Annotated in this window: 9 protein-coding genes; 5 read left to right on the top strand and 4 right to left on the bottom strand. The window is 61.9% G+C overall.

Annotated features, from left to right (window positions below; translation table 11 throughout):
* Window positions 1–549, top strand: a 549-nt coding sequence (locus tag C476_RS12570; RefSeq protein ID WP_008013535.1) for a (Fe-S)-binding protein, incomplete at its 5' end; no start/stop codon positions are given.
* 128 nt (window positions 550–677) lie between these two features.
* Here the strand turns inward: C476_RS12570 and C476_RS12565 are convergent.
* From C476_RS12565 to C476_RS12555, 3 genes are all read right to left on the bottom strand, one after another.
* On the bottom strand, window positions 678–1,418 hold the full coding sequence (locus C476_RS12565) for a type 1 glutamine amidotransferase (RefSeq protein WP_008013533.1): 741 nt from the start codon (window positions 1,416–1,418) through the stop codon (window positions 678–680).
* Between the two features lie 137 nt (window positions 1,419–1,555).
* The gene (locus tag C476_RS12560; RefSeq protein WP_008013532.1) at window positions 1,556–2,767 is read right to left on the bottom strand and encodes a class I adenylate-forming enzyme family protein; all 1,212 of its coding nucleotides are present in this window, start codon (window positions 2,765–2,767) and stop codon (window positions 1,556–1,558) included.
* Between the two features lie 96 nt (window positions 2,768–2,863).
* Window positions 2,864–3,649 (bottom strand): alpha/beta fold hydrolase, encoded by a 786-nt coding sequence (locus C476_RS12555; protein WP_008013531.1) that lies wholly within the window; start codon window positions 3,647–3,649, stop codon window positions 2,864–2,866.
* A 243-nt stretch (window positions 3,650–3,892) separates the two neighbouring features.
* On the opposite strand from C476_RS12555, the gene C476_RS12550 reads away from it, so the two are divergent.
* The 3 genes from C476_RS12550 to C476_RS12540 all read left to right on the top strand — a co-directional run bounded on the left by C476_RS12550 (window position 3,893) and on the right by C476_RS12540 (window position 9,177).
* The gene (locus C476_RS12550; protein WP_008013530.1) at window positions 3,893–8,389 is read left to right on the top strand and encodes a vWA domain-containing protein; all 4,497 of its coding nucleotides are present in this window, start codon (window positions 3,893–3,895) and stop codon (window positions 8,387–8,389) included.
* Between the two features lie 10 nt (window positions 8,390–8,399).
* Window positions 8,400–8,744 (top strand): hypothetical protein, encoded by a 345-nt coding sequence (locus C476_RS12545; protein WP_008013529.1) that lies wholly within the window; start codon window positions 8,400–8,402, stop codon window positions 8,742–8,744.
* Window positions 8,745–8,820: 76 nt separating this feature from the next.
* Window positions 8,821–9,177 (top strand): hypothetical protein, encoded by a 357-nt coding sequence (locus tag C476_RS12540; protein ID WP_008013528.1) that lies wholly within the window; start codon window positions 8,821–8,823, stop codon window positions 9,175–9,177.
* A 522-nt stretch (window positions 9,178–9,699) separates the two neighbouring features.
* Here C476_RS12540 and alaS read toward each other — a convergent pair.
* Window positions 9,700–12,477: an alanine--tRNA ligase gene (gene alaS, locus C476_RS12535; protein ID WP_008013527.1), complete on the bottom strand. Its 2,778-nt coding sequence runs from the start codon at window positions 12,475–12,477 to the stop codon at window positions 9,700–9,702.
* A gap of 255 nt (window positions 12,478–12,732) precedes the next feature.
* Here alaS and C476_RS12530 point away from each other — a divergent pair, with 255 nt between their 5' ends.
* Window positions 12,733–14,220: a PAS domain-containing protein gene (locus C476_RS12530; RefSeq protein WP_008013525.1), complete on the top strand. Its 1,488-nt coding sequence runs from the start codon at window positions 12,733–12,735 to the stop codon at window positions 14,218–14,220.
* Window position 14,221 lies beyond the last annotated feature (1 nt).

Here is a 14,221-nt window from a genome sequence, read left to right as displayed (position 1 = left end):
GCCGTCGAAGAACTCGTCTCCGAGGGCCACCTCGAGCTGTCTGGGACGGAACTCGACTACACGGTCACCTACCACGATCCGTGTCATCTCGGCCGGTACAACGACGAGTACGAGGCCCCGCGTGAACTCATCACAGCGACCGGCTGTACCTTAGACGAAATGCCCCGCAACCGCGCCAACTCCTTCTGCTGCGGTGGCGGCGGTGGCGGTCTCTGGATGGACTTCGAAGAAGAGCCCAAACCGAGTGAGGAACGGATTCGTGAGGCACTCGAGGATACCGACGCCGGCAGCGGCGTCGAGAAGTTCGTCGTCGCCTGCCCGATGTGCATGACGATGTACGAGGACGGGCGCAAGACCGGCGGCTTCGAGGACGACATCGAAATCNTCGAGAAGTTCGTCGTCGCCTGCCCGATGTGCATGACGATGTACGAGGACGGGCGCAAGACCGGCGGCTTCGAGGACGACATCGAAATCGTCGATATCGCCGAACTCATCGTCGAAGCCCTCGGCAAGACCGAGGAAGCGAAGGTCGAAGTCGCCGCGGACTAACCACGATTCGGTTTTCGCGGTCGTCGCTCGCGACGATGTTTTCAGTGTGCGACTCGAGTGACTCGATTCGGCGGGGAGACTTACGACAAGACGGCGTCACTCGGCTCGATCGAACCCGGACAGAACGGTCAGTCGGAGCCGCTGGCTTCCGCCGTCGCGTCGTGACTTGCAGCCTCGGCGGTCTCGTCTCGCCCTGTCACTTCGCGGACGAACTCGAGGAAGTTCTCGAAGACCAGTTTCGCCTCGCAGGATCGCTGATAGTTCTCGTCGGTGATCTCGGCGAGGATCGACTCGAGACGGTCATCGGAGAGGTCCTTCCGGGAGACGAGTTCGCGAGCGGTCTTGGTGTCGTACTCGGGGTGGAACTGGACGCCGAAGACCCGGTCCTTACGGAAGCCGTGGTTCGAGTACTCGTTTTCGGCGAGGGATTCAGCACCCGGCGGGAGCTCAGTGACCGCGTCGGAGTGGCTGGTAAAGGCAGTGAACGTCTCGTCGATACCCTCGAATAGCTGCGAGTCGCCGGTGTGTTCGATCTCGCTGTAGCCGACCTCGTAGACGCCCATGTCGTCGACGGTGCCCCCGAGGACGTCAGCCAGCAGTTGGTGGCCCCAGCAGATCCCGAGGAAGGGAATGTCGCGATCGATCGCCTCGTCGACCCACGCCTTGACGGACTGTATCCACTCCTCATCCCAGTAGACCGACGATCGAGAGCCGGTGACCACGGCACCGTCGTAGTCGAAGCCGTCGGGGACCGTCCCGTCGGTGACGTCGAACTCCGACAGCGAGGCGTCGAGTTCGCGCCGGAAGTTCCGCGTCGTGTTCTTGTCCTGATGGGCCGCGTTGAGGACGGCGATTCGCAGGTGACGCATTACGGTCTAGTGGCAACTCGGTGAAAATAGACCTTGCGCACGGTGCCGACGTTGCCGTGAGCGGTGACAGCCAGTTGGAGTCGGTCCCAACAATCGAACCGAGTGACAGACCTCGGTTCCAGTCAGCACGCTGTGGCTCACCGCAGGTGGTAGGTTCCGGCTTCATCACGGTGGAATCGGTCGCCGGTGTGGAACCAGCCGTCCACGAATCGACCGCGATCGTCGGCCGCGTCGATGTCGGGACTGTCCACATAGCCGTCGGCGAGCATCGGCCCTGACAGCTGCAACTTCCCGTCAGCCGCACCCTCGAGGGCCGTTCCCTCGTCATCGACCAGGCGGGCTCGACAGCCCGGAACTGGGCGGCCGACGCCGGTTCCGCCACTGTCGTTGGGACGGGGTCGATTCGAATCGAACCGCCCGCTCATGACGGTTGGACACTCGAGGCGACCGTAAACCGGTACAACCGGAACGTCGCGGTCTCGGTAGGCTGCGGTCGTCTCATCGCCGATCGGTCCCTCGCAGATGATTCGCTCGAGCGAGTCGACCGCGTTGTCGAATCCGGATTCGGCTGCGATGTCGCGAATCGCCCGTTTGCGGCCGATCAGGAGCGTCGCGTCCGCCGCGACCATTGCAGTCGTGGCGTCGCCGGGGTCGAACGCGCGGTCGAGCAAGAGCGTGCCGCCGACGTAGAGCACCGACAGCGCGACGCGGACGAGACCGTCGGCGGTCGACAGCGGCATCGGAAGCGGCACGACGTCGTTGGCGGCGAGCCCCCACGCGACGACGCCCGTGATACAGTTGCGCTCGATGGCGGTGGCCGAGTAGCTGGCGACCGGGCGGCCGGATTCGCCGTGGAGCGCCAGCGCCGGCGTCGCATCCGTCGATCGCTCGTTGCGGTCGATCGGCTCACCTTCGGTCTCGGCCAGCGCCTCGAGCGTCACGGCCCGATCGAAGGGGATCGATCGCACCAGATCGCGCTGGGCCGCTTCGGCAACGACGAGATCGGGCTCGAGGACGTCGAACGGGCGCTTGACCGAGGCGGGGGTCAGCAGATGCGAGATCGGCGCGAACGTGGCTCCGAGCCGGCGACAGGCGAACCACAGCGCGAGCGCGACGACCCGGTTTCTGGTAACGAGACAGACTGTGTCGCCAGCGGCGATCCCACGTGCAGCGAGGCGCTCGGCTATCCGCTCCGCGAGCGTTGACAGTTCCTGATAGGAGACCCGATCCTCGTGGATCGTCTCGGTGGGATCGGACAGCCGCTGCTCGGAACTGTCGACGACCGCCGTCCGATCCGGGAAGTGGTCGGCCCGCCGCGCCAGCGAGAGAGTCACGACAGTCTCTCCCACGCTCGAGTACGTAGTAGATAGGGGGTCAGTCGCAAGCACGAGACCGGGTCAGATCGGTCGGTATCGATCCTGCCAGCGCTCTATCGTCTGACCCGATTACTCGTCGGCCGTCGTCTGCTCCTCGAGGAAGCCCAGCAACAGATCGTTGACCAGCCGCGAGCGCTCGATAAAGGCGAGATGGCCCGCGCCCTCGAGATCGCGGAACTCGCCGCGTGGAAGCCCCCGTGAGAGGTCCTCGCCGGCCGACGGCGAGACCAGTTCGTCAGCACCCCCGTGGAACACCCGCGTCGGCTGCGTCACCTCGACCAGCCAGTCGCTTGCGTCGAAGTCCGCAAGCGCCGCGACCTGCGCGTCCCACCCCGCGCGGTCGGCATCGCCATCGGCCCGCCAGTCGACGATCCCATCACGCACGTCAGGCTGGGCCGCCAGGAAGTCATCGGAGAGGCCCGCCTCGAGCGACTCGCGAAGCGCGTCGCGGTCGTCCGGCGGCGCGAACAAGGGCTCGAGGTCGAACGCGTCCCCGCGCGCGGCAGTGCCAAACAGCGTCAGCGTCGCGACGCGACTCGAGGTCCGGGCCGCTTGGAGTGCGATCGCACCGCCGAGACCACAGCCGACGAGGTGGGCGTTGCGGAGCTCGCAGTCGGCGAGGACCGTCTCGAGGTCGGCGACGAGCGTCTCGAGGGTGTAGGGACCGGACGGCGCGTCTGACCGACCTGTCCCCCGGAGGTCCCAGACGACGGCCTCGTAGGGGCCGGCGATGGCGGCGTGTTGCCACCCCCACAGCCAGCCGCCGAGGCCGGCCTCGGGGACGAAAACGACGGGCTCGCCCTCGCCCGCGCGGTCGTAGTACAGCGAGACCGATCCGTTCGATGCAGTCGGCATACGCCCACGCACAACCCAGAGAAAGGCGACAGTTTCGATTCCGCGCGATCAGTCGTCGGTGTCCGCAGTCCGCCGGTCATTGTGAGTCCGCTCTTCTCGGCGATTGCTGTCGCCGCGACCGCGCGTCTGAGTACCAGACCTACAGCGAGTACACTGAGACGAAAAATCCATTTTGTTTTAATTATTGTGTTCCAATCATTCAATGGAGTAATATATAATAACCATAACCCTTAGATATTCGTTATGGGTTTCAACAAAGATAGTGTCGTTGCAATAATCTTCGCCGTGCTGATGGCGACCTCACTGATCGCCATGCCCGCACTCGCAAGCGAACCGAGTGCTACCACGGGGAACGAACGAGTCGCATCGGTCACGGCCCAGACCGGAAACGGACCAGCCCCCGCAATCGGCCCGCCAGGACAAAACGGCGGCGGCCCACCAGTGCAGAACGACGGTGGCCCACCAAGACATAGCGATGGAGGCGGCCCGCCGGGGCACAATCGCGGCGATGTGAATGTCACGGTCCCAGCCCTTGAGGAAAACACCTCGCTCGAGACGGTCCTGAACGCGACCTACCGTCTCGAGGAGCTCGAGATTGAGAAAGGGACGGCAGCTGCGACGGCGGCAAACGATACCGTCGACTCGGTCAACGCATTAGCCCAGGAGTATCGACGGCTACGGTACGTTGACTCGCAAGCCGCGTTCGATCACTTGGCCGATGCTCAGCGATCGCTCGCGAGACTGCAAGCGAACGTCGATGAAGACGACAAGGCGACCGTTGGCGCGATCAGTGAGGAACTGTACGCCGCAGGGAACGCGAGCGCTCGCCTCTCTGTCGCTGATGCGAACGCCGTCGTCACCGCGAACGAGGGTGAGTTCCGTAATCCCGGTCAGCGACAGAAGGCCCAGAGCGCGCTCGGAAACGCCATTGATTCACTCAAGCGGGCCGACAGAACTGTCTCGAGCGCATCGGTCGGCGACACAAAGGGTAACGGAGCCGAGATTGGGCCGGCTGACCGTGCAAAAGCGCTGACTCATCTCGGGAACGCAAGGAAGCACGCGGAACGAGCACTCGATACAGTGGAGGCTAACACCAAGCCGACGCTGTCACTCACACAGGGAGTGCCCTTCGAACGGAACGGTACCGTGCAAGTGTCGGTCAAGGCGACCCTCGCTGACGTGCGTCCGTACGTGTACAACAACGCGACGGTGACTGTCGAGGGCGACGCCGACGCCGAACCCATCTCGCTTGTCGCAGGCGAGGCGGCCGGAACGAACGCCACTGGCTCAACGCTTGTCGACCTTGGGTCCGAACCGGAAAATGTGACCGTCACGGTGACCGCAACGGCCGAACACGACGACGATCGAACGGTCAACGCAACCCACGAGATCAGCGTGGCGGAGGCAGACATAGTCCGGGAGCGGCCCGATCCCGACGAATACCGTACTGTCGAAGTTGAAAACAAATCCGCAGGCGTTTCGGTTGCTGTCAGTGGTAATGGTCTTGATGAGACCGACGTTTCGATCACCAACGAGACACCCGAGACTGATGATGACTATCGCGCCGGGCCGATGGTCCGCATCGAAAATGAGAGGCCGATCGACGAGGCGACAGTCGAAATTCCGGTCGACAAAGATGCGCTCGAGGACGAAGAAAACCTCTCGATTGTCACGTGGGATCCGACCAGTGACGAGCCATGGACCCCTGTCGAGACCGAAATCAATCGCGATGCCGGCGTTGCGACCGCTGATGTTGACCACTTCTCGTTCTTTTCGGTGTTCCGAATTGAGGAGTGGGAAGACGAGACCAGCGACACGATCACGCTCGACGATAACCGGACCGGCGACGTTGGTAACGGCAGCGGGATCAAGAAGACTGATTTCGTCTTCGTGCTCGACGAGAGCGGGAGCATGGGCGGTTCGAAGATCCACTATGCCGAACTCGCTGGCAAGCGCTTCGTCGGCGCGCTTACCGACGACGAACGGGCCGGACGGGTCGGCTACGCGTCGGGAGCGAGTCTCGACCAGCCGCTGACAACCGATCACGACGCAGTTAACAGCAGCCTCGAACGACTGTCCGCGGGCGGTGGCACCGACACTGAGGCTGGCCTTCGAGTTGGACTCGATCACCTCCAAAAAGACAGCTGGGAAAACCGATCGGAAGTGATGATCCTGCTGTCGGACGGCAAATCCAACAGCGGATCCTATCCGCTGTCTGTCGCCGAAGACGCTGCCGACGCGGGCATCGAGATCAGTACAGTTGGTCTCGGAAATAACATTAACGAGAATGAACTCCGGGAGATCGCTGCCACCACTGGCGGGGACTTCTATCACGTCAAGCAAAAAGAAGACCTTCCTGACACGTTCGAGCGGGTCGCAGAGAATCAGACCAGTCCCGACCTGCAAGACACCAACGGCGACGGCATTCCGGATCTCGTCGCCGAAATGGATCTCTCGATGCCGACCGGTGAACCGGGCGTCGTCGGCGAGCCGCTAAACCTCGATCCGATCGCGCTCGATACCAGTGGAGACGGAATTCGAGACAACGAAACGGTCGACATCAACTACCGGGTCTTTCGAGAGAACAACGAAACGAAGCTCCACGCCACCGTTACACACGCCGAACACCACCCGGCACGAATCGACACGACCGGTGACGGCCTGACCGATGCCGAACAGCTCACGGGCTGGGAGATTACCTATACGGACTCGCGATCCGATTCACTCGAGTTCCTCTCAGAACTCGAGGATGCCGACGATATCGAAGATCTCGCCGGGCTCGAGGGCGACATCTTGGAGATAGATACCGTTCACGCAAATCCGCTCGTCAGTGATACCAACGGCGATGGAGTGACTGATGTTGAGGAGCGACGCCTCGGGACGGATCCCAAGGCGCGTGACACCACGGGTGACGGAATTGCCGACGCCGAGGCACAGAACGGGGACTACGATCCGACGCTCTTCGACATTGGCTCACCGGAGATCACGGTCACGTACGCGACGTTCAACGATCCGGATGCGGACGTCGACCTGAAAGATCCCGTTGATGTCGATTGGTCGAGCGGGCAACTCGAGTTTAGTGATCCCGTCGACGCGTCGGCCCGAGTCTCTGGGAGCTACGGGGTTGACTTCGTCGTCTCCGATTCCGCGGGCCTCGACGAGGCGCGAGTCGTTCGCGATGACAACGTCGAAGAGACGGTACCACTGTCCGGTCAGTGGGACGACGCTGACGTCGAATTCGATATCGGAACTGTCGACACGTTCACTGACTCGTTTGCGGGCTCGAAAGTAACAGTTCAGGCCGACGATCGCCACGAGATCATCAACGGAGTCGGCACAACCGAAGCCGCTGCCGTCGAAGTCCGGGGCGTCTGGGCTGCGGCGTCGGAAGAGATCCGCTCACAAGGAGTCTCTGACCCACGAATCGAGCGAGATCTCGGAACCCTCCAGGGAATGACGACCGGTGCCGGTGAGTCAATCGACTCCCTACGAGCACTGTACAACGATCCAGTTGGGACCATCACAGCAGTACGAGAAATTCCTGGTGCAATCCTAAACCTCGATGAGATCATCGCGGCGATGCCCGATTCGATCGAAGCGCAACAGCGGCATAACAATCCCCATGATCCTGACGAGGATCCCCGCCTCTACGAGTCGTACCGCCAAGGCTGGTACGAGGGCTACATTGCCTGGTTCGTCATCGAAAGCGCGATTCCTGCTGGTGAAGCCGGAAAGGCCCTTAAGAGTTCCAAGCGCGTCCAGAAAACCGTCGACGAACTCAGCACGTCACGGATCCGCCGCGCGGCCCAGATGGCAGGCCGCGCGAGTCGCACCGCGAAAGCACCAGTTAGATACGGGAAGCTGCAGTTCTCACGCGGACTCGCCGCTGGTAAGGGTCTGACTCAGGATGCCGGGCAACAAATACTTATCCGGATCCCGTCGACCGGCCAGCAGTATCAGGTATCAAAGCTGCTCAATCGAAACGATATCGATGCAAGTGAGATTAATTCGCGTTCAGTCGACGAGCAACGCCAGCTTGGTGACTTTATCTCGAGACACGGTGAAAGCGGAGTCAGAGTCGCTGCTGATGGCGGCGAAGAACTCAGAAAGATCGTTGTCACAGGCAAACTAGATTCGGCAACGACAGATCGGTTGAGTCGGGCGTACGATCGGGAACTGATCGATGAGGCAGACTTACAACGGATTGGTCGTGGACTTGACAAAGGAAACCTCGATCAAGCCGCTGTTCAGAAAGCCTTGGCTCGAGCAAATCAGCTCGATGCCAAGGGCCACGAAGTCGTGAAAGTGAAGACAGCAAAACAGGCGAATAGAGTTTACAGAGAGCGTGATGATCAACCGCCACACAAAGAAGGGACAGCAGTTATCGAGTACGAAGCGCAGAGTCCTGAACGCTTCGTTCGGGTCTACGATGGAGAGGGTGACCCAGGCGGCCCTTGGTTAATGAAAGAAAATGAGTTCTCAGACCTGTCTACCCGGGAGGATGTTATGAACCGGTTCGGACTCTCGGAAGAATGGCAGGATTACAACCGTGTTGCAGAAGTCACCATTGGAAGTGGTGAAAATCAGGACCTTCGAATCGAGATGAGCACGGCAGGATCGATCAAAGATACCGAAGCTGATGTCACGCGACCCGGCGGAGGGACGCAACATCATGCAACCGAGTTTGTCCAAGGGTGGGAAGACCTTAGTGATCTGGAGAGTTTCCTTAAAAATACGTAACACGATCACCATGGTGAATACATCATATACAAACAATAGGCTACAAATCGGTGATGAGGAAATCGAATTCGAGCACCGGATCGCAGACGTTCTCGTCGCCAAAGAGACAATCGTCGTCCTCCTGCGAGTCCGGCGAGAATCACAGGAAGAATTGGACCGGAACATAATCGCGTTCAACCGTGATGGGTCCCAGCGCTGGAGAATCGAGGCACCTTCGGAAGGATACGATGGTATGCCGTACATCACTATTCAGTACGAAGACAGTCAATTGTCTGCCAGAAATCTGAATAGTTATGAATATGATATAGATATTCACACAGGAGAGGTCTCTCGAACAGGAAAATATGATAAGTGATAATAATATGTGAGATAATCACTATGTGGAATCGATCGTCATAAATTTTTGAATGTGATCAGTTCTATAATCATATATGACTGACCCATATGCCGATCACTCGATCATCATCGAAGTCGAAACTGGAACCAGTGAGCGACTCCTCAGATTCAAACCAGACCGACCTGAGGGAACGTTCTGGCTCCATCGACTGTCCGAATTCGACCGGACGCTGGACCGAAATGCGGTAATCGATCGATACGCGCTCCCGCCCAGCGACGAGTATGAGATACAACTCGTGACCGTTCCACCGGGTGAATCGATGCAAATCGGTGACGTCGCCGGAACGGACGATCGTTCGGGCGGTGGTGACCTCGTTGAACTGCTCGAGCACGATTCGATTCCGTCGGACTGGATCGACGAGACGGCCACTCTCAAGACGATTCTCGAATAGTCGGATTTCATAATGATTACGATAGATATTTACCAGTAATATACGTCTAGATACTTGGTTCGTTAATTGTCTCAACTCTTTTCAAAATGTAGGCTTTCAACGTCGGTATATTTGGAATGAGTCGGTGCTTGAACCACTCGTGCAGTAAATTTGTCTTGTTGACCGCGAGACTGCGTCGGGTAGGGTTAATCACTCACGGCGTTAGAGACGAGACCCTCGAATGGTACAGTGCGGAACTGCCGAGCGGGCACACGGTCGTCGTCCGAAAGGGCTGGACGCCGCCCAGAGATGCGGATTTCCTCGAGACGACTTCGTTCCACAAACCGACCGCGTTCCCGGATTCCAGCACGTACACACAGCAAGGCGATCACGACACCGAGAATACTGGTCGCCCTCGAGACCGGCGCGATCAGGACTGATATTTGATGGCCTTACTCGAGCGCGGCTCACTCACCGACTTTTGGAACGGACGAACAAACGTAGCGCGCTACCGGAATCGAAAGCGAAACTGGCGCGAACCCGTTATGCGTTCAGGATCTGACGCAGGACTTCTGGGGCGTCCTCGAGCGCCCCGTCGAGGTCGTCGACGTTGGGGCCACCGCCCTGTGCGAAGTCTTCCGGGCCGCCGCCACCGCCGCCGACCTTCGAGGCGAGTTCGCCGACGACTTCGCCGGCGTTGACGCCGACGTCGTCGGGGACGGCGACGACGAACTGGGCACCGCTGGCCCCGCTGCCGAGGACAGCGATCTTGCCGTCTTCGGCGAGGGCGTTGGCGGTCGCGCGCAGTTCGTCCATGTCGGCGTCGATCCGGTCGATGACGGCCGTCGCGTCGCCGACGTCGACTTCCTCGCCGCTGCCACCGCCGCCAGCGCGGGCTTCGGCGAGCTGTTCTTTCAGGTCCTCGATCTGCTTGCCGCGGTCCTTCCACTCCTCGAAGAACCGTTCGGCGGTATCGGGGACGTCCTCGGGCGAGACATCGAGGATCTCGGCAGCCTCGTAGAGGGCGTCTTCTTTCTCGTGGGTCGCCTCGATGGCGGCCTCGCCGGCGGCGAAGGTGATCCGTTCGACGCCGTCCTGGACGCGTTCAGTGTTGAGAATCTTGATCGCGCCGATGTCGCCGGTGCGGGCGACGTGGGTGCCACCGCAGGCCTGGGTGTCCTCGTCGACGTGGATCAGCCGGATCTGCTCGCCCGGCGGGATGCCACCCTGGTAGAGGTCGAAGCCGTGTTCGGCTTCGGCGTCGTGGCGGTCCGGCCACTCCTGAGTGACCGACGTGTTGTCCATGACGATCTCGTTGGCGCGGTCCTCGATTCGCTTGACGTCCTCGCGGCTGATGCGGTCGTAGTGACGAACGTCGATCCGGGAGCTCTCGACGCCTTTCTGGGCACCGGCCTGGCGGATGTGCTCGCCAAGCACCTGCCGTGTAGCGTGGATGACGATGTGGGTAGCCGTGTGATGGCGCATCAGCTGCCGGCGACGGCCGCCATCGATCTGGCCGTTGACCAGTTCGCCCTTGCCGGGATTCTCGTCAGTCCGGTGGAGGATGACGTCGTCTTCGATCTGGACGTCTTCGACCTCGACGGTCGTGTCGTCAGTCGAGAGCGTCCCCGTGTCAGCAGGCTGGCCACCGCCTTCGGGGTAGAACATCGTCTGATCGAGGACGACATCGTAGCCGTCCTCGCGCTCGAAGACGTCGAGGACGACCGCCTCGAACTGCGTTCGTTGCTGATCGTCGTAGTAGAGTTTCTCCGTCTCCGGCAGGTCCTCGAAGCGTTCGTCTTCGCCCTCCTCGGTCTCGGTGACCGCTTCGGGCGTGTCGTGGCGCTTCGCGACGAGACTGTAGAAATCGTCGGGGACGTCGACCTCGGCACCCGCGTCCGCGGCGATCTCCTCGACCATGTCCGGCTGGAGCCCGTGTGAGTCGTAGAGTTCGATCAGTTCCTCGGTCGGGATCGGCTCGCCCGTCTCGGCGTACTCCTCGGCCATCGTCTCGACCCGGCGGCCACCGCGCTCGAGCGTCTCACGATACTTCTCGACCTCGGTGCGAACGATGTCGCGGATCGTGTCGCGGTTCTCGTACTCGAGGCGTTCGGCCTGCATATCGACGAGTTCGTCCAGCGGCGCGTCGACGCCGGCCGTGTCACAGAGCCGTTTGGTGCGTCGGAGGACCATCCGTGCGAGATAGCCCGTCCCGACGTTCGAGGGAACGATGCCGTCGCCCAGCATATAGGCCAGCGTCCGGCAGTGGTCGGCGATGGCATAGATGTCCTCGAGGGGCTCCATCAGTGCCTCGAGTTCGGCGGTGTCGACGTCGAGTTCGGCGGCAATCTCGCTGCGGGCGGTTTCCATGTCCTCGGCCTCGTCGATGTCCATGTGACCCGCGAGCTTTGCCGCGCGATAGATCAGCTCCTCTTCCTCGTCGGTGTGCTCGAGGCCAGCGTTCTCCTTGAGGAAGGCGATCATGTCGGGGTAGACCGCCTCGTAGACGGTCGGCGTCCCCTGAGAGACCCAGGTCCACCGCTCTAACCCGTAGCCGGTGTCGACGATGTAGGTGTCCATCGGGCTGTAGCGGTTGCCGTCTTTCATCTCGTACTCGCCGTCGGGATCTTGCTCCATCGACATGAAGACGAGCGTCGCGAGTTCGACGCCCCGATAGATGACCTCGATGGCGGGGCCGGCGTTGCCGCCGCCGACCCACGGGTCCTCGATATAGATGACTTCCTCGAGATCGACGCCCAGCGAGTCGAAAAAGCCGTCACAGAGTTCGACGGTCCGGTCCTTCCAGTAGACCTCGCCGTAATAGGCGTATTCGTCTTCGTCGACGTCCTCGCGCGTGTTGAACGCGTGGTGGGCCATCATCTCGAAGGCCATCGTGTGGCGGCCCGTCTTGCCGACGTTGTCGATGTCCTGCATCCGGATGCAGGGCTGAGAGACCGTCAGCGGGTTCGCCGGCGGTGGCGTCTCGCCGCTCGTGACCAGCGGCTGGAAGTCGTAGATCGATGCCTGGGTCAACAGGACGTCGTCGCGCCAGCGGTTCGCCGCGACCGGGTAGGGTTCGATGCGGTCGTGGTCGTGATCCTCGAAGTAGGAGAGAAAGGCCTCACGCATCTCCTCTAAGCTGTACTCGTCGTCGAACCCCGAGTTGTCGATAAAGCCGTACTCCTCGCAGGGCGGCTCACCACAGGTCTCCCTGTCGTGGTCGCGCGTCCAGAAGTGAGCGCCACATTTCGGGCACTCCTTGCGCTCGAACCCTTCCTCCTCGAAGTACTCGAGGCGGTACTCCTCCTCTAGTTCGCTCATTACGCGTCTATTGCCCGTGCAGCGCGTAAAACAGTTCCGCAACCGTGGCCGAGCCGAAACCGGTCGCCATCCCGCCGACGGCAGTCAGACTCGCAGCGACCACGGGACGGGCAGCGATCGAACGCGAGGCGCCGTCGAAGGCGAGCAGCGTCGAACCACGAGAGCCAGCACGAACTGTCGTTCGACAGTCACAGTGGCGGCCCGGTATCTGCCTCGAGTCGGCCAGTAAATTTTTAAGGGAGATCGGAAACGCGTATGGAGTATCGACTGGCCCACCGCATGACACAGCCGACCGCGACCACGCGACCGCGACCGATCCTCTACGTCGCCGCCAGCGAGGCGACGGCCAGCGACGGCGCCGAGCGCCTCGAGACCGTCGAGTCCGGGTCGGGTCCCGGTCGGTCCGTCCGCCCAGCGACGACGATCGAGCGGGTCGAAAACTGGGCGCCTGCGGTCGACTGCGTCGTCTTCGCCGAGACACCGACGACGGCGGCGGGTGCGAACCTGCTCGAGGTCGTCGCGGCCTGCGGATCGACGCCGGTCGTCCTCTTTGCCGACGGCTCGTTCACGCCGGGGGCCGCGCGGTCGACCGACGGCATCGATGGCTACGTCCGTCGGGACACCGATGACGCCATGGTCCACCTCGCGGACGAGATCGAGTGGGTCTGTCGTGACGAACCGCGTTGCCAACCGGACCGCGACCGGTTCCAAACGGCCGTCGCGGCGCTCCCGGTCCCTGCCCTGTGGTACGAACGCGAAGACGGCGACCCCGTCGTGCGAGCGGCCACCGACGCCGTCGCCGACGTCTTCGGCACCGATCCCGACGAGGTCGTCGGCGACCCGGTCGACGAGTGGCTCGTCCCGTCCGGCCTCGAGCACCGACGGACGATGCTGCACGAGGCGTTGCAGGCTGGCGAACGGCGTCAGTTCGAGCGCCGCCACGACACCGGTGACGACGTCCGCGAATACCGGGTGACGCTGGTCCCGCTCGAGACGACCGCGGCCGGTGATACTACCACGGGCGACGACGCAGCCGGACTGTTCGTCTACCACGACGTGACCGAACTGCACCGCAGCAGACGAGCGCGGGCCGCTACCGACGCGCGACTCGAGGCGATCACGGACCTACTCGACGACGAGATGTGGCCGCCGCTGAACGTCGCACGCAGCTACCTCGACCTCGCTGCCGACACCAGTGCCGACGACCACGTCGCGACCGTCGCGGACGCACAGGAGCGCATCGCGGAGCGACTCGAGCGAGTGGCCGCGATCGCCGAGGGAGACACACTCGTCGAGGCCGAGCCCGTTGGCGTCCACGACATCGCACGGCGAGCCTGGATCGGCGTCGACACCGGCGACACACGACTCGTCACGCAGAACGCGACCGATCGCGTCCTCGCGGCTGATACGGTCCGGCTGCGGGAGTTGTTCGAGTGTCTGTTTCGGCTCGTCGTCACTGCCGACAGCCCAGTCCCAGCCGTCATCGTCGACGTGACTGACGATGGCTTCTATCTCACACAGTACGGTCCGGACACGGACACCGAGGCAACTGCCGCTCTCGAGACGGAGCCAGACGCGGCGGAACCGGTCGCCAGCCACTCGGCTGTGCTCGACGGGGCCGACGGCGACCTCGAGACCGTCGAGCGCATCGCCGACGCGCACGGCTGGCGCGTCGACATCGTCGAAAACAAGGGTCAAATCGGTATCGTGTGTCGTGGCGTCGACGCCGGTGACGGGTTCTAAG

It is taken from the genome of Natrinema limicola JCM 13563, from assembly GCF_000337475.1.
Taxonomy (GTDB): domain Archaea; phylum Halobacteriota; class Halobacteria; order Halobacteriales; family Natrialbaceae; genus Natrinema; species Natrinema limicola.
This window is presented reverse-complemented; position numbering and strand designations above follow the sequence as displayed.